Below are 16,020 nucleotides of genomic sequence, written 5' to 3'. Positions count from 1 at the left end.
GTCGGGACGATCCGTCGGACAGATTCCGCTCGTTACGCGGTTCCTCGGGATGCGGTCCCCACTGTAGCACCCTTGAAGTCGACGGCCAGCATGTGCGCGCGCCACGGCGTGGGGGCCTCCCGCTCCACCAGATCCGCGGCGGCGAGGCGCTGCGCGGGGTCGCTGCAGAGCACCAGGACGCTCGGTCCGGCACCAGAGACGACCGCCGCGTAGCCGTGCGAGCGCAGCAGCGCGATCAGCGCTGAGGTCTCGGGCATGGCGGCCGCGCGGTAGTTCTGGTGCAGCTTGTCCTCGGTCGCCGCGAACAGCAGCTCCGGGCTCTGGATGAGGGCGGCGATCAGGAGCGAGGAGCGCGAGACGTTGAACACCGCGTCCTCGTGCGGCACGCTCTGCGGCTGCAGCGAGCGTGCCAGCCGCGTCGACATGGTGTGCTCGGGCACGAAGACGACCGGGGACACGCCGCGGTGGACCATGAGCTTCTTGGAGCGCGGTCGCAGCGGCGAGTCGTCGGCGCCGGAGGCGTGCGGCTCGACCCAGGCGATGGTGAGGCCGCCGAACAGTGCGGGCGCCACGTTGTCGGGGTGCCCCTCCATCTCGGTGGCGATGCGGAGGAGGTCGTCCGAGTCGAGCTCGACGACGCCCTCGAGCAGGCCCTTCGCGGCCATGATGCCGGAGACGATCGCGGCGCCGGACGAGCCCATCCCGCGGCCGTGCGGGATGATGTTGCGCGCGATCACCTCGATGCCGGGCATCTCCTGCCGCTGGTCGGCGAACGTGTACGCGATGGCCTGCACGACGAGGTTCGTCTCGTCGGTCGCCACCTCGCCCTCGCCGACTCCGTGCACGGTGACCCGCGCACCCGTGGCCGCGACGGCCGTCACGTCGAGCTCGTCGTAGAACGAGAGCGCCAGGCCGAGCGTGTCGAAGCCGGGGCCCAGGTTCGCCGAGGTGGCGGGGACCTTGACGTGGACGGTGCGGCCGACGGGAACCGCCGAGGTCATGCGCCGGCCAGCCCCAGCACGTCCGCGATCGCGGCGGTGTCGACCGGGACGACGGTCGGCGTGATGTCCGCGCCGTCGGCCGTGCGGAGCGCCCACTGCGGGTCCTTGAGCCCGTGGCCGGTGACCGTCAGGACGACGGTCGCGTCCTTCGGGATCGCTCCGGCCTCGGCGCGCTCGAGGAGCCCCGCGACGCTGATCGCCGACGCCGGCTCGACGAAGACGCCGACCTCGCCCGCGAGGATGCGGTACGCCTCGAGGATCTTCTCGTCGCTGATCGCGCCGAAGTAGCCGTCGCTGACGGTGCGCGCGTTCAGGGCGAGCTCCCACGAGGCCGGGTTGCCGATCCGGATCGCGCTGGCGATCGTCTCGGGGTGGCGGACCGGGGCGCCGTGCACGATCGGAGCGGAGCCCTCGGCCTGGAAGCCGAACATGCGCGGGAGGCGGGTCGACTCGCCGCGCTCCAGCTCCTCCGAGTAGCCGCGGAAGTAGGCGGTGTAGTTGCCCGCGTTGCCGACCGGCACGATGTGGAAGTCCGGCGCGTCGCCCAGCACCTCGACGACCTCGAAGGCCGCGGTCTTCTGGCCGGCGATGCGGTCCGGGTTCACCGAGTTGACCAGGTGGACCGGGTAGTTCTTCGCGAGGTCGCGGGCGATGTCGAGGCAGTCGTCGAAGTTGCCCTGCACCTGCAGCAGCTGCGCGTTGTGCGCGATCGCCTGGCTGAGCTTGCCCAGGGCGATCTTGCCCTCCGGCACCAGGACGGCCGCGGTGATTCCGGCGTGCGTCGCGTAGGCGGCGGCCGACGCGGAGGTGTTGCCGGTCGAGGCGCAGATGACGGCCTTCGCGCCGTGCTCGACGGCCTTCGAGATCGCCATGGTCATGCCGCGGTCCTTGAAGGAGCCGGTCGGGTTCATGCCCTCGTACTTGACCCACACCTTCGCGCCCGTGCGCGCCGAGAGGGCCGCCGCGGGGATGAGCGGCGTGCCGCCCTCGCCGAGAGTGATGACCGGGGTCGCCTCGGTGACATCGAGGCGGTCCGCGTACTCGTGCAGGACTCCGCGCCACTGCTTGGCCATCTCAGGCTCCTTCAACTCGTAGAACGGACGTCACGGCGCCGACGAAACCATGCGAATGGAGGGCGGTGACGGTGGCCGCCAGATCGGATTCCGCCGCGGCGTGCGTGCCGATGACCAGGGTAGCGGTCGGCTCGCGCCGCTCCGCACCGCCCTGCTCCTCCAGCGGGTCGGCGCCGGGCGGGGTCTGCACCAGGGTCTCGACCGAGACGCCGTGGTCGGCGAAGACGCCCGCGATCTGCGCGAGCACGCCGGGGCGGTCGAGCACCTCGAGGGTGACCTGGTACCGGGTGGTGACGTGGCCGATCGGGAGGACCGCGAGCCCGGAGCTCGCGCTGGTCACCAGGCCGGGGCCGCCGACGACGTGGCGGCGGGCGGCCGACACGACGTCGCCGAGGACGGCGGAGGCCGTCTCGATCCCGCCGGCGCCGGCGCCGTAGAACATCAGGTCGCCGGCCGCCTCCGCCTCGACGAAGACCGCGTTGTTGGCCCCGTGCACGGCCGCGAGCGGGTGGGAGCGGTGCACGAGCGCGGGGTAGACCCGCGCGGACACGCCCTCCACGCCGGTCTTGGCGTCGGTCAGCCGCTCGCAGATCGCGAGCAACTTGATCACGTAGCCGGAGTCGCGGGCCTGGTCGACCTGCGCCTTCGTGATGCCGGTGATGCCCTCGCGGTGCACCAGGGTGACCGGGACGTCGGTGTGGAACGCGAGGCGGGCGAGGATCGCCGCCTTCTGCGCCGCGTCGTAGCCCTCGATGTCGGCGGTCGGATCGGACTCGGCGTAGCCGAGCTCGGTCGCGCGGGCGAGCGCGTCCTCGAGGCTCGCGTGCTCGGTGTCCATCCGGTCGAGGATGTAGTTGGTCGTTCCGTTGACGATGCCGAGGATGCGGTGGACCCGGTCGCCGGCGAGGCTGTCGCGCAGCGGCCGGATGATCGGGATCGCGCCGGCGACGGCCGCCTCGTAGTTGAGCTGGGCGCCCACCTGGTCGGCGGCCTCGAAGAGCTCGTTGCCGTGGGCGGCGAGCAGCGCCTTGTTGGCCGTGATCACGTCCGCGCCCGACGAGATCGCCGTGAGGATGTGGCTGCGGGCGGGCTCGAGCCCGCCGATCAGCTCGACCACGATGTCGGCGCCCAGGATCAGCGACTCGGCGTCGGTGGTGAGCAGGTGCTTCGGGATGTCGGCGGTGCGGGGCGCGTCCACGTCCCTGACGGCCACGCCCACGAGCTCCAGCGGCGCCCCCACGCGCTGGGCGAGCTCGTCGCCGTGGTCGAGCAGGAGGCGCGCCACCTGGGCACCGACGGACCCGGCGCCCAGCAGGGCGACGCGGAGGCTGCGGTACTCGATCATCGGGAGGTGGCCTTTCGTTCGATGCCGGCGTCGCGGCGGAGGAGGTCCTCCTCGGTCTCGCCGCGCACGAGGACGCGCGAGCGCCCGTCGCGGACGGCGACCACCGGGGGGCGCCCGAGGTAGTTGTAGTTGCTGGCGAGCGACCAGCAGTAGGCGCCGGTCGCGGCGACGGCGAGCAGGTCGCCCGGCCGCACGTCCGCGGGCAGGAAGTCGTCGTGGACGACGATGTCGCCCGACTCGCAGTGCTTCCCGGCCACCCGCACGAGGGCGGGCTCGGCCGAGGAGGAGCGGTCGGCGATCCGCGCCGTGTAGTCGGCGCCGTAAAGCGCCGGACGGGCGTTGTCGCTCATGCCGCCGTCGACGCTGACGTAGCGGCGGACCGCGGTCGAGCCCTCGGAGCCGACCGTCACGTCCTTCACGGTGCCCACCTCGTAGAGGGTGACGCCGGCGGGCCCGATCAGCGAGCGGCCGGGCTCGATCGCGATGTGCGGCACCGGGACGTCGCGGGCGGAGCACTGCTCGGCGACCGCGTCGGCGACGGCGGCCGCGATCTCGGCGATCGGGGTCGGGTCGTCGGCACTGGTGTACGCGATGCCGAAGCCGCCGCCGAGGTTGAGCTCCGGCACGGGGCCGTCCGCGAGCAGTGCCGCGTGGACGTCGAGCAGGCGCGACGCCGACTCCGCGAACCCGGCGGAGCCGAAGATCTGGGATCCGATGTGGCAGTGCAGCCCGAGGAACCGCAGGGAGGAGAAGGAGCGGATGCGGGCGACCGCGGCCGGGCAGTCGGCGAGTGCGAGGCCGAACTTCTGGTCCTCGTGCGCCGTGGCGAGGAACTCGTGGGTGTGCGCGTGCACTCCGCTGTTGACCCGGAGGCGCACCGCCTGCACGCGGCCGTGCCGCTCGGCCGCGGCTGCGACGCGCTCGATCTCGACGAGGCTGTCGAGCACGATCGTGCCCGCGCCCACCTCGACGGCCCTGTCGATCTCGCGGAGCGACTTGTTGTTGCCGTGGAGGCCGAAGCGCTCGGGCTCGATCCCGGCGGCGAGGGCCACTGCCATCTCGCCGCCGCTGGAGAGGTCGAGGTTCAGGCCCTCGTCGCGCATCCAGCGGGCGACCTCGGTCGAGAGGAACGCCTTGCCCGCGTAGTAGACCGTGACGCCGGTGCCGATCCGGCCGAGCTCGCGGGCGAAGACCTCACGCATCTCGACGGCCCTGCGGCGGGCGTCGGCCTCGTCCACCACGTAGAGAGGAGTGCCGTGCTCGCGCACCAGCTCGGCGACGGGCACTCCGGCGATCCGGATCCCGCCGTCCTCGCCGCGCTCGGCGCTGTCCGGCCACACGCCGTCGGCCAGGGCGTTCGGGTCGGCGGGCGTGTGCAGCCACTCAGGCGCGAGCGGATGCCAGGGGGCGCGGGCGTCGACGGTGTCCACGGGTGAGACCTCACAGGAGAGAGTGGGAGCGTCACTGCGGGGCGAGCGGGTCCGGATTGACCCCTGAAGCCAGCGATGTCAGTGTTCGGCCCGCGGAAGACGCCGGCACAGGGCTCCGATCCTACCGGTCCGGGGCGGCGGCGCCGCGCGGGCTCAGGCGCACGTGCCCGGTTCCTGCTCCGCGGGGTCGCTGAGGAACGTCGGAGAGAGCGCGAAGCTCGCGTTCAGCGACTCGTCGGCGACCTCGACTCCGGTCAGCGTCAGTCCGCGCGGCACCGAGTCCGCGATGCACACGGAGGACGGAGCGAGCAGGTCGCCGGAGACGGCGCCGAAGCGGTCGCGGAAGTCGGTCGCCGAGAAGGTCGCACCGGCGGCGGAGACCTCGGCCGGGGTCAGCCGGATGGCGCCGTCCACGGCCGCGAGCTCCATCCCCACGCCCGCGCCGAGCCGGAGGCCCAGCACCTCGACGGAGGCGGTCACGCGCACGAGCGGAGCGTCCAGGGTCACCTCGTCGACGGGAACGGTGCTGCGCTCGGTGACGAGCCGCGAGACCGAGGCCGCGTCGATCGCGACCGTGGTGCTGCCGGACTCGACCGCTCCGACGCCGCTCACCGGCACCCCGATCAGGGTCGCAGCGACGTCGCCGTCGAGCTCGCCGAACGTCACGTCCGAGCTGCGCAGGTCGAGCCGGTCCAGCCGCCCCGAGACGAGCTGCGGGAGCACGGCCCAGCCGGCGACGTCGACGTCCACCGCCCGGTCCGCGGGCAGTGCGAGCGCCTCGCGGAGGCTCGCGGCGGCGCGGTCCGCGACGGCGCGGCGGGCGAGCGAGTCGCCCACCACCGCCGCGACCACGAGCAGCACCAGCACCACGACGACCACCACGGCCGCGCGTCCCCCGCGCCGGCGCCGCGGCGCAGCCCCCGACGCGCTCACATCCGGTCCGGGGCCGTGACGCCCAGCAGGGAGAGCCCGTTGCGGAGCACCTGCCCGGTCGCCTCGTTCAGGCGCAGCCGGGTCGAGTGCACGGCCTCGACCGGGTCCTCGCCCTGCGGCACGACCCGGCAGTTGTCGTACCAGCGGTGGTAGAGGCCGGCGACCTCCTCGAGGTACCGCGCGACGCGGTGCGGCTCGCGCAGCTCCGCGGCGTGCGCCACGATGCGCGGGAACTCCTGCAGGCCGCCGAGCAGCGCCGACTCGGTCGGATGCACCAGCGTCTCGGGCGCGAACGGCTCGACGGGGACGCCCGACGCCGCGGCCTTCGCCGCGACCTGGCGGGTGCGCGCGTGGGCGTACTGCACGTAGTAGACGGGGTTGTCGTTGCTCCGCTTGGTCAGCAGGTCGAGGTCGATGTCGAGGGTCGAGTCGGCCGAGGAGCGCACCAGCGAATAGCGCGCGGCGTCCACGCCGACGGCCTCCGTGAGGTCCTCCATCGTGACGACGGTCCCCGCCCGCTTGGACATCCGGACCGCCTCGCCGTCGCGGAGCAGGTTGACCAGCTGGCCGATCAGGATCTCGAGGTTCACGCCCGGGGTGTCGCCGAACGCCGCGCACATCGCCATCATCCGGCCGATGTAGCCGTGGTGGTCGGCGCCGAGCATGATGATCGCCCGATCGAAGCCGCGCTCGCGCTTGTCGAGGTAGTAGGCGAGGTCGCCCGCGATGTAGGCCGCCTCACCGTCGCTCTTGATGATGACGCGGTCGCGGTCGTCGCCGAACGAGGTGGTCCGCAGCCAGGTGGCGCCGTCCGCCTCGAAGATGTGCCCGAGCTCGCGGAGGCGCTCGATCGCGCGGTCGACGGCGCGCGACTCGTGCAGGGAGTTCTCGTGGAAGTACACGTCGAAGTCGACGCCGAACTCGTGCAGGCTCTGCTTGATCTCGCCGAACATCAGCTCGACGCCGATCGAGCGGAAGGTCTCGGCGAGCTCCTCCTCGGGCAGGACGGCGAGGTCGCCCGGGTAGGCGGCCGCGACGCGCTCGGCGATGTCGCCGATGTAGGCGCCGCCGTAGCCGTCCTCCGGGGTCGGCTCGCCGCGGTGGGCGGCGAGGAGGCTCCGCGTGAAGCGGTCGATCTGCGCGCCGTGGTCGTTGAAGTAGTACTCGCGGGTCACCTCGGCGCCCTGCGAGAGGAGCATCCGGGCCAGGCTGTCGCCGACCGCCGCCCAGCGCGTCCCGCCGATGTGGATGGGGCCGGTGGGGTTGGCGGAGACGAACTCGAGGTTCATCCGGACGCCGGCGTAGGCGGACCCGGTGCCGTAGGCCTCGCCCGCCTCGACGATCGCGCCGGCAAGGGCGCCCGCGGCCGCGGCCTCGAGCCGGACGTTGAGGAAGCCGGGACCGGCGACCTCGACCGTGGCGACGCCCTCGACCGCGCCCAGCCCCTCGGCCAGCTCGGCGGCGAGCTCGCGCGGGTTCGCGCCGACCCGCTTCGCGAGCTTCATCGCGATGTTCGAGGCCCAGTCGCCGTGGTCGCGGTTCTTCGGGCGCTCCAGCACGACGTCCGAGAGCTCGACGCCCGCATCGCTCCCCCGTCGCTGCACGGCGTCGAGGACGAGGGCGTGCAGGGAGGCGGCGAGCTGTTCGGGAGTCACGGGGAGCGATTCTACCGGCCGCCGCGCCCGCGCCCCCCGTCCCTCCTGCACCGCGGGGCCGCTCGGCAGGGCGGCGTTGCTAGGGTGCGACGCATGCGCCGTCCCGCCGCCCTCCTCCTCGTCGCCCTCGCCGCGGCGGCCCTCTCCGGCTGCTCCGCCGCGGCCGACCCGGAGCCGAGCGCGAGCGGCGCCGTCAGCGGCACGCCGATCCCCCTCGCCTGCGAGCAGCTGGTCCCGGCCTCGGCGCTCGCGGGCCTGTGGGGCGGATTCTCCCCGGACGACGGCATCGGGACCACTGCCGTCTCCGAGGAGATCGCCCAGTACGACGGCCTGGTCTGCGGATGGTCCGACGATTCGGGCGCCGAGCTGCAGCTGGCCGTGGCCCACCTCGACCCCGCGGTGATCGAGGCGCTCAAGAACGAGTTCTTCACCACCAGCAAGGCCGTCCCCACCTACGGCAAGCCGCCGGAGATCGAGGGCTACTACCAGGTGACCGAGGGGCGGGGCGTCGCGGACGCCTTCGTCGGCGAGTACTGGATCGAGGCGTCCAGCGCCTCCTTCGTCGAGCCGGGCGACCCCGAGCCGCTCGTGCGGTCGGCGATCGGCGTCCTCGCCGGCTGAGCCCCGGCGTCAGCCCAGGCGCACCGGCGAGACGTGGTCGTCGACGAGAGCCGCGTCGCAGTCGGCCTCCACGCTCATCCCGGTCAGGCGCAGGTCCGTCAGGTAGCTGCTGAGGAACGCGGTGTCGGCCGTGTCCCGGCCGGACGAGATGCGCAGCATCGACCCGCGCGGAGCCAGCCGGGTCGCGTCCACGACGTGCCAGGCGCCGCCGGCCCAGGCCTCCGTGACCGCGTGGAAGTCGCGTGGCTCGAGGCCCGGCGCGTAGACCGCCGTCACCCGGGCGGGGATGTCGAGAGCGCGGAGCAGCCCGGCGACCGTGTGCGCGAAGTCCCGGCACACGCCCTGGCCGCTCTCGATGACCTGCGCCGCTCCCCCGGTGCCGACCGTCGAGCCGTAGACGTACGACAGGTGGCCGTGCACCCATTCCTCGACGGCCGTCAGCGCCTCGAAGCCCCGGGCCCGCCCGAACTCGCGCCGGGCGATCCCTCCGAGCACGTCCGCCTCGGCGTACCGGCTCGGCCGCAGGTACTCGACGAGCTCGAGCTCGCTCGGCTCGTCCGGAGCGCCGTGCCCGGCGACCCGCGCCCGGTACTCGACCCGCAGGTCGCCCTCGTTCCCCGCGACGCGGTGCACGCGGGCGCCGTGCCGCGCCGGGAACTCCCGCACCGGCACGTCCTGCCCGTCGAGCCGGACGGTGAAGGAGTCCTCGAACGAGTCGCCCGTGGGCGTCGCCGCCACCAGGAAGATCAGGTCGGTCGGGCCGTTCAGACGCAGATCCAGCGAGGCGGAGACAGTGCGCAGCATGGCTCCATCGTGGCATGCGCGAGGACCGCTCCCGGCGTCGGGGCCCGCCCCGCCCGGGTGCTAATGTGGTCAGGCACTCCTGGCCCCCATAGCTCAGGGGATAGAGCACTGCCCTCCGGAGGCAGGGGCGTAGGTTCGAATCCTACTGGGGGCACACCCGCGGTCCTCCGCTCTCCTTCCTCGCACATGGGCGCTCAGCTCCGGTGCTCGACGCCCCTCGAGGCGCACCCCTCCATCACGGACCGAGCGGCGTCACCCGGTGGGCGACCGAGTCCGACCGTGGCGCTCCTCACCCGGCGCTCCGACACTCCCGAGACAGCACGAAGGCCCGCGATCGTCGATCACGGGCCTTCGAAACGTTCACCACCGGCACTCGGCCGGTCGGGCTCACTCGTAGAGGTGGAAGGTGCCGGCGCAGTCGGCCGAGCAGAAGCCGTCGCGGCGACGGGCCGAGGCCGCTCCGCAGGCTTCGCAGCGGCGGCGTCCGAGCATCCGCGAGATCAGGCTCTGAGGCGCCGACGCGACCACCGAGACCGGGGTGTCGGGGCGCACGGGGGATCCCGTGGTCGAATCGAGCTGGATCCCAGCGGTGTCGCGCGTGGCGCGAAGCATCCGTGTTCCTTCCGATCGGTGAACCATGTGCGAGCGCTGTATTGCCAGTCCCTGAGATTCTGCGAAGGGCTTGACGCGGCTCGCGATCGAGAGGAGCCGATATCGACATCTGTCGGTCAGTCGGGATCGACCCGGGGAACGACGAACAGCCGCGCCCCCTCCTGGCGGAGAGAGGCACGGCTGTTCGGGCGTCGGGGATCGGTGGGCGGACGACGCCGGAGCTCATGGGAGCGGGGCGTCGAGCCCGGAACGACCGGGAAGTGGGCCTAGTACGCGCCGCTGGTGCTCCGGGTGTCGATCGGAACCGTCGGTGCGGGAACCGGCACCGGTCGCAGGGCGGGGAGCGAGGCGCTCCTGCCCGTGCGGAACGGCAGCAGGACGAGCATGACGGGAAGAACGACGATCCACAGGAGGACCGACAGCGCGAGACGCGCCCAGATGGAAAGAATATCGAGCATTTTTGTGCCGCCTTCGGGTGACGGTAGAGGTGAACTATGCAAACAGGATCATCGGGCCGACGGGGAGAGAAGAGTAGAAATGCGCCACTGATCGCGCCTCTCCCGCCACGCCCCCGAGCGGTCTGTTGCTCCTCATTCGTCGCCCAGCGCCGATCGAATGGGTCGATCCCGCATCCGATCGACACACGGCCCGCCCAGTGCGTCCTCCTGGGAGCCGGGCCGTAGGGTGAGCGCGTGAAGATCCTTGTCGTCGAAGACGATCCAGCCATGGGTGAGGCCCTCGTCGGCGGCCTCGAAGACGCCGGCTACGAGGCCGTGCTGACCACAAACGGCATCGACGCGCTCGTCGCGTTCAGCAACGCCGAGTTCTCGGCCGCCATCGTGGACGTCATGCTGCCGGCGATGTCGGGCTTCGAGATCTGCCGCCGGATCCGCGAGCTCGGCCGGCCCACGCCGATCATGCTGCTGACCGCGCGGGACGCGATCGAGGACCGCGTCTTCGGCCTCGACGCCGGAGCGGACGACTACCTGACCAAGCCGTTCGCGTTCACCGAGCTCAACGCGCGCCTCCGGGCCCTCCTGCGCCGCAGCCCGTCGCTGATGTCCACCTCGATCGACGTCGGACGCATCACCGTGGACGGATCGAGCATCCGGCGCACCGCCGACGGCTCGCGCATCCACGTCAGCCCGAAGGAGCTCGAGCTCCTCAAGCTCCTCATCACTCCCGTCGGCTCCGTCGTGACCCGCCAGCGGATCCTCTCCGAGATCTGGGGCGGCGGCGAGATCGTCGACAACAACATCGTCGACCAGTACGTCAGCTACCTGCGCAAGAAGCTCCCGACCGAGGACACGGGCGTCAGCATCGTTACCGTCCGCGGCAAGGGCTACTTCCTCCGCCCGGTCGAATAGCCCGTGTCGCGGATGAGCACGGCACGCCGCCGGGTCGGCGCGCTCTCGATCCGCGCGAGGATCACCGTGGGAACGGTCGCTGTGGCGACCGCCCTCTTCGCGCTCGCGGCGCTGCTCTTCTACCAGGTGGTCACCGGCATCGTCGACCGCAGCGAGCGGACGATCCTGATGTCGATCGAGGACGAGGTGCGCCGCGACATCTCGGCGGGCAACGTCCCGCGCACGCAGGGCTCGTCGACGGGCCAGCTGTTCCTCGCTCTCGCGCCCGACGGGAGCGTCAGCACCTCGACCATGCCCTCGCGCCTGAGCGGCGAGGTGCTCAGCGCTCTGGCGGAGGAGCCGGCCGACACCTCGCCCCGGTACGCCGACGTGACGACGGCGAACGGCAGCTACCTGGTCCGCTTCACGGCCATCGAGAGCGATCGCGGCGTCTGGCAGGTCGCCTCCGCCCGCGATCAGGCCGCGTCGCAGCTCGTCCTCGACGACTTCGCCCACGTGCTCGTCTACGCCGCGATCTTCCTCGTCGTCACGTTCGGGCTCGCCTCGTGGATCCTGACGGGCGCGGCCCTCGCCCCGGTGCGCCGGATGCGGGCGCGCGCGGATCAGATCGCCGCCGAGCCCGGGCAGGGCGACCAGCTCCCGGTCGTCGGCACGCGCGACGAGATCGACGAGCTCGCGGTGACGCTGAACGCGTTCCTGACCAAGCAGACCGCGTCGCTGGCCCGGGAGAAGCAGATGGTGTCGGATGCGAGCCACGAGCTCCGCACTCCCCTCGCCGCGCTCTCCGCCCAGCTCGAGATCGCCCACCACCGCGTCGACGACCCGGTCGCGGTCGACCGGGTCATCCTCGACGCGCAGAAGAGCGTCGACCGGCTCGTGCGCCTCGCATCCGCCCTCCTCGACATCTCGCGCATCGAGAGCCGCACCGTCCGCCCGACCGCTCCCTTCGCCGAGCTCGTCGACGAGCTGGTGGGCGCCGTCGACCGCACCCGCCTGCTCGCCTCGGAGTCGGGGGTGGAGATCGACTACGAGATCGACGAGCGCGAGCCGGTGCGGCTCTACGCGGTCGCGTCCCAGGACTTCGGCCGGGTGATCGACAACCTCGTGAGGAACGCGATCCAGGCGATGAACGGCGGCGGCATGATCGTCGCCTCCCTCTCGCAGTCGGACGGGCGCCTGATGCTCAGCGTCTCGGACGACGGACCGGGGATGCCCGACGCCTTCATCCCGGTCGCCTTCGACCGCTTCTCCCGCCCGGACGACTCCCGGACCCTCGCCTCCGGCGGCAGCGGTCTGGGGCTGGCCCTGGTGCACACCACCGTGCTCTCGGCCGGCGGGACGGTCGCCCTGGTCAACCGCTCCCCCCGGGGTCTCGCGGTCGACATCGTCCTCCCGCCCGTCGGCTCCGCCTGAGCCGCCCCGCCCCCGGAATGACGAAGGCCCCCGGCGGACCGGGGGCCTTCGTGGAGGATCGTCAGCGCGGGTCGTCCTCGGGGCGGACGGGCCGCGGCTGCGGGTCGCCGACCGCGGCGGGCGGCGGAGCCCAGGCCGTCTGCGGCGCCTCCGCCGGGGAGGTGCCGCCGTCGAGCAGGTTGCGCGCGCGGTTGACCACCTCGGGGTCCACGAGCACGGAGTAGCTGGTCGCGATCACCTGCATGGTCGAGGTGAAGTCGCGACGGCGGCGGTTCACGGCGTAGGAGGCGAGCCCGAAGAGCATCCCGAAGCCGGCGCCGAGGAGGACCGCCGCGATGAGGAAGGAGAACTCCGTCGTCGGCGAGAAGATGATGAGCAGGAGGCCCAGGAAGACACCGAGCCAGGCGCCGGAGGCCGCTCCGGCGAGGGCGACGCGGCCCCAGGTGAGCTTGCCGGTCACCCGCTCGACGCTCTTGAGCTCGTTGCCGATGATGGCGAGCTGGCGCACCGGGAAGTCGGCGCGGGCGAGCACGTCGACGGCGGCCTGCGCCTCCTGGTACGTGTCGAACGTGGCGAGGATCTCCCCGCGCGGGATCGTGGGGAAGGCCGGCCCTCGGCCGCTGAACGGCGTCTGCTGAGTCACCCGGACAGAATCGCACAGGCCACTTGAAGGTCTCTGAACGGATTCGGAGAACCGGCCGAGGGCGAGCCGGGAACGCTCGGCGTCCGCCCGGCTGCACGGGACTAGGTTTGTAGCCGTGAGTTCCGCCAGAGTCTTCGTCGCGCGCTTGGCCGGATGCAGTGTCTTCGACCCGGCCGGCGATCGCGTCGGCAAGGTCCGCGACGTGCTCCTGGTCTACCGGCAGAACGACGCCCCGCGGGTGGTCGGCCTGGTGGTCGAGATCCCCGGGCGCCGTCGCGTCTTCGTGTCGATCGGCCGGGTCACCAGCATCGGCAGCGGCCAGATCATCACCACCGGGCTCATCAACGTGCGCCGCTTCGAGCAGCGGGGCGGCGAGGTCCGCGTCATCGCCGAGCTCCTCGGCCGCCGGGTGAGCTTCGTGGACGGCTCCGGTGACGCGGTCGTCGAGGACGTCGCGATCGAGGAGGCCGCTCCCGGCGAGTGGGAGCTCGCGCAGCTCTTCGTCCGCCGGCCCAAGACCAGCCCCTCCCCCTTCGCCAAGGGCGCGACCGCCTTCGCCGGCTGGCGCGAGGTCCGCGAGAGCGTCTCGACCGAGGCGCAGTCCGCCGAGCAGTACGTCGCCAGCCTCTCCGAGCTCAAGCCCGCCGACCTCGCCAGCACGCTCCTCGACCTGCCGCAGCAGCGGATGCTCGAGGTCGCCGGCGAGCTCTCGGACGACCGCCTCGCGGACGTGCTCGAGGAGATGCCCGAGAGCGAGCAGGTCGAGATCCTCGGCCGGCTCGACGACGACCGCGCCGCCGACGTCCTCGACCAGATGCAGCCGGACGACGCGGCCGACCTGATCGCCCAGCTCTCGGAGGAGCGCGGCGAGGCGCTCCTGGAGCTGATGGAGCCCGAGGAGGCGGACGACGTCCGCATGCTCCTCACCTACGCCCCGGAGTCCGCCGGCGGTCTGATGACCACGGAGCCGATCATCGTCTCCTCCGAGGCGACCGTCGCCGAGGGTCTCGCCCTCATCCGCCGCCACGAGCTCGCCCCGGCCCTCGGCGCCGCCGTCTGCGTCACACTGCCGCCCTACGAGCCGCCGACCGGCCGCTTCCTCGGCATGGTGCACTTCCAGCGGATGCTCCGCTACCCGCCGCACGAGCGCCTCGGCACCCTGCTCGACCAGAGCATGGACCCGATCACGCCCGAGACCTCGGCGGCCGAGGTCGCCCGGATCCTGGCCAGCTACAACCTCGTCTCGGTGCCCGTCGTCGACGCGTCCCACCGCCTCGTCGGCGTCGTGACCATCGACGACGTCCTCGACTACCTCCTCCCCGACGACTGGCGCAGCCACGGCGACGACGACGAACCGAGGAAGCCGGTGACGACGGCGACGCAGGGCGTCCCGCTCGTGCCGCCGGCACCCGCGGCGACAGGCAGGACACGACGGGGACGGAGGGGCGCGCGTGGCTAGGGACACCAAGCAGGACCGGCGCCTCGACGCTCCCAAGGGCTTGCGCACCCGCGTCCTCTCGCGGCGGAACCGCCCGAGCAGCGACCGCTTCGGCCGCCTGACCGAGTCGTTCGCCCGCGGCATGGGCACGCCGTGGTTCCTGGTCGGGATGACGATCTTCTGCGTCTTCTGGCTGATGTTCAACACCTACGGGCCCGCGGACGCGCGCTTCGACTCGCAGGCCCTCGGCTTCACGGTGCTGACGCTGATCCTCTCGCTGCAGGCCTCCTACGCCGCGCCGCTGCTGCTGCTCGCGCAGAACCGCCAGGACGACCGCGACCGCGTGCAGATCGAGCAGGACCGTCAGCGGGCCGAGCGCAACCTCGCGGACACCGAGTACCTCGCGCGCGAGGTCGTGGCCCTGCGCCTGGCGATCCGCGACATGGCGAGCAAGGACTTCATCCGCTCGGAGCTGCGCGGCCTGCTCGAGGAGCTCGAGAAGGATCGGGCGCAGGAGCCCGAGCGGCGCGATGCCTGACGTCGCCGCCATCGAGACCGCCGTCAGGACGGCGCTGGCCCGCGTCGTCGATCCGGAGATCCGGAAGCCCATCACCGAGCTCGACATGCTCGAGTCGGTCGAGGCGGGGGCCGACGGAGCCGTCCGCGTCGCGATCCGGCTGACCATCGTCGGCTGCCCGGCCGCCTCCGCGATCGAGCGCGACGTGCGCGAGGCCGCGGCCTCGGCTCCCGGAGTCACGGCGGTCGACGTCGTGGTCGGAGTCATGACGCCGGCGCAGCGCACCGCCCTCACCGAGCGCCTCCAAGGCGGGCGCCGGAGCATGCCCTTCGGCCCGGACTCGCTCACCCGCGTGTACGCGGTCACCAGCGGCAAGGGCGGTGTCGGCAAGTCGACCGTCACCGCCAACCTCGCGGTCGCCCTCGCTCAGCGGGGGCTCGCGGTCGGCCTCGTGGACGCCGACGTTCACGGCTTCTCCATCCCCGGCCTGCTCGGCCTGATGCACGACGGGCGCGTCGCGGGGCCCACCCGCGTCGGCGAGCTGATGCTGCCGCCGGTGGCGCACGGCGTGAAGGTCATCTCGATCGGGATGTTCCTCGAGGGCGACACCCGGGGGGCGGCCGTCTCCTGGCGCGGACCCATGCTGCACCGCACCATCTCCCAGTTCCTCACCGACGTGTACTTCGGCGACCTCGACGTGCTCCTGCTCGACCTGCCTCCCGGCACGGGGGATGTGGCGATCTCCATCGGGCAGCTGCTCCCGCATGCGGAGGTCCTCATCGTCACCACACCGCAGCCGGCGGCCGCCGACGTGGCCGAGCGCAGCGGCGCGCTCGCCCGCCAGTCGGGTCAGCGCATCGTCGGAGTGGTCGAGAACATGTCCGGACTCCCTCAGCCCGACGGCTCGGTGCTGGAGCTCTTCGGCAGCGGAGGCGGGGCCGAGGTCGCGCGTCGGCTCACTGCGACGGGCGACGAGGTGCCGCTGCTCGCGTCGCTGCCGATCTCCGTCGCGCTGCGGGCGGGGGGCGACGAGGGCGTGCCCGTCGTCGTCGGCGATCCGGAGGATCCTGCCGCCCGGGCGATCGACGCCCTGGCGGCGACGCTCGCCGCGCGGCCGCGGGGACTGACCGGCCGTCGGCTTCCGCTCGCCGTCGGCTGACGCCTCCGC

The 16,020-nt window shown here is 72.5% G+C and carries 16 protein-coding genes and 1 tRNA gene; 7 read left to right on the top strand and 10 right to left on the bottom strand.

Annotation, left to right across the window (positions count from 1 at the left end; genetic code table 11):
* Positions 1 to 32: 32 nt before the first annotated feature.
* The 6 genes from thrB to argS form a co-directional block, all read right to left on the bottom strand.
* Positions 33 to 1,001: a homoserine kinase gene (gene thrB, locus C5C71_RS00945; protein WP_104223004.1), complete on the bottom strand. Its 969-nt coding sequence runs from the start codon at positions 999 to 1,001 to the stop codon at positions 33 to 35.
* Positions 998 to 2,074: a threonine synthase gene (gene thrC / locus C5C71_RS00940; RefSeq protein WP_104223003.1), complete on the bottom strand. Its 1,077-nt coding sequence runs from the start codon at positions 2,072 to 2,074 to the stop codon at positions 998 to 1,000. Before thrC ends, thrB begins: the two co-directional genes overlap by 4 nt.
* A gap of 1 nt (position 2,075) precedes the next feature.
* Positions 2,076 to 3,419: a homoserine dehydrogenase gene (locus C5C71_RS00935; protein WP_104223002.1), complete on the bottom strand. Its 1,344-nt coding sequence runs from the start codon at positions 3,417 to 3,419 to the stop codon at positions 2,076 to 2,078.
* On the bottom strand, positions 3,416 to 4,849 hold the full coding sequence (lysA, locus tag C5C71_RS00930) for a diaminopimelate decarboxylase (RefSeq protein ID WP_104336953.1): 1,434 nt from the start codon (positions 4,847 to 4,849) through the stop codon (positions 3,416 to 3,418). Before lysA ends, C5C71_RS00935 begins: the two co-directional genes overlap by 4 nt.
* A 153-nt stretch (positions 4,850 to 5,002) precedes the next feature.
* Positions 5,003 to 5,731 carry an LmeA family phospholipid-binding protein gene (locus tag C5C71_RS00925; protein ID WP_104262485.1) on the bottom strand — a complete coding sequence of 243 codons (729 nt, stop codon included), beginning with the start codon at positions 5,729 to 5,731 and terminating at the stop codon, positions 5,003 to 5,005.
* A gap of 47 nt (positions 5,732 to 5,778) precedes the next feature.
* Positions 5,779 to 7,437: an arginine--tRNA ligase gene (gene argS, locus C5C71_RS00920; protein WP_104222999.1), complete on the bottom strand. Its 1,659-nt coding sequence runs from the start codon at positions 7,435 to 7,437 to the stop codon at positions 5,779 to 5,781.
* Positions 7,438 to 7,530: 93 nt separating this feature from the next.
* On the opposite strand from argS, the gene C5C71_RS00915 reads away from it, so the two are divergent.
* Positions 7,531 to 8,058 (top strand): hypothetical protein, encoded by a 528-nt coding sequence (locus C5C71_RS00915; protein ID WP_104336952.1) that lies wholly within the window; start codon positions 7,531 to 7,533, stop codon positions 8,056 to 8,058.
* Between the two features lie 9 nt (positions 8,059 to 8,067).
* Here the strand turns inward: C5C71_RS00915 and C5C71_RS00910 are convergent, their stop codons facing one another.
* On the bottom strand, positions 8,068 to 8,862 hold the full coding sequence (locus tag C5C71_RS00910) for a transglutaminase family protein (RefSeq protein ID WP_104323895.1): 795 nt from the start codon (positions 8,860 to 8,862) through the stop codon (positions 8,068 to 8,070).
* 82 nt (positions 8,863 to 8,944) lie between these two features.
* On the opposite strand from C5C71_RS00910, the gene C5C71_RS00905 reads away from it, so the two are divergent.
* Positions 8,945 to 9,016, top strand: a tRNA-Arg gene (locus C5C71_RS00905).
* A 233-nt stretch (positions 9,017 to 9,249) separates the two neighbouring features.
* Here the strand turns inward: C5C71_RS00905 and C5C71_RS00900 are convergent.
* Positions 9,250 to 9,474 carry a hypothetical protein gene (locus C5C71_RS00900; RefSeq protein WP_104246599.1) on the bottom strand — a complete coding sequence of 75 codons (225 nt, stop codon included), beginning with the start codon at positions 9,472 to 9,474 and terminating at the stop codon, positions 9,250 to 9,252.
* A 266-nt stretch (positions 9,475 to 9,740) separates the two neighbouring features.
* Positions 9,741 to 9,932 (bottom strand): hypothetical protein, encoded by a 192-nt coding sequence (locus C5C71_RS00895; RefSeq protein WP_104246600.1) that lies wholly within the window; start codon positions 9,930 to 9,932, stop codon positions 9,741 to 9,743.
* 234 nt (positions 9,933 to 10,166) lie between these two features.
* On the opposite strand from C5C71_RS00895, the gene C5C71_RS00890 reads away from it, so the two are divergent.
* Positions 10,167 to 10,841 (top strand): response regulator transcription factor, encoded by a 675-nt coding sequence (locus C5C71_RS00890; RefSeq protein ID WP_258059273.1) that lies wholly within the window; start codon positions 10,167 to 10,169, stop codon positions 10,839 to 10,841.
* Positions 10,842 to 10,853: 12 nt separating this feature from the next.
* The gene (locus C5C71_RS00885) at positions 10,854 to 12,254 is read left to right on the top strand and encodes a cell wall metabolism sensor histidine kinase WalK (protein WP_146078762.1); all 1,401 of its coding nucleotides are present in this window, start codon (positions 10,854 to 10,856) and stop codon (positions 12,252 to 12,254) included.
* A 61-nt stretch (positions 12,255 to 12,315) separates the two neighbouring features.
* On the opposite strand, the gene C5C71_RS00880 is transcribed toward C5C71_RS00885, so the two are convergent.
* Entirely contained in the window at positions 12,316 to 12,897 is a 582-nt protein-coding gene (locus tag C5C71_RS00880) for a general stress protein (RefSeq protein WP_258068551.1), read from the bottom strand.
* A gap of 115 nt (positions 12,898 to 13,012) precedes the next feature.
* Here C5C71_RS00880 and C5C71_RS00875 point away from each other — a divergent pair, with 115 nt between their 5' ends.
* From C5C71_RS00875 to C5C71_RS00865, 3 genes are read left to right on the top strand one after another with little or no spacing between them, the layout of a single operon-like run.
* The gene (locus C5C71_RS00875) at positions 13,013 to 14,356 is read left to right on the top strand and encodes a magnesium transporter MgtE N-terminal domain-containing protein (RefSeq protein WP_104225554.1); all 1,344 of its coding nucleotides are present in this window, start codon (positions 13,013 to 13,015) and stop codon (positions 14,354 to 14,356) included.
* On the top strand, positions 14,349 to 14,873 hold the full coding sequence (locus C5C71_RS00870) for a DUF1003 domain-containing protein (RefSeq protein ID WP_104222991.1): 525 nt from the start codon (positions 14,349 to 14,351) through the stop codon (positions 14,871 to 14,873). The genes C5C71_RS00875 and C5C71_RS00870 overlap by 8 nt, the downstream gene beginning before the upstream one ends.
* Entirely contained in the window at positions 14,866 to 16,011 is a 1,146-nt protein-coding gene (locus C5C71_RS00865) for an Mrp/NBP35 family ATP-binding protein (protein WP_104222990.1), read from the top strand. Before C5C71_RS00870 ends, C5C71_RS00865 begins: the two co-directional genes overlap by 8 nt.
* Positions 16,012 to 16,020 lie beyond the last annotated feature (9 nt).

Origin of the sequence: Rathayibacter sp. AY1C1 (assembly GCF_002932105.1) — a bacterium.
Taxonomy (GTDB): Bacteria; Actinomycetota; Actinomycetes; order Actinomycetales; family Microbacteriaceae; genus Rathayibacter.
Note: the sequence above shows the minus strand (reverse complement) of the source record. Positions and strands in the feature narration are given on the sequence as shown.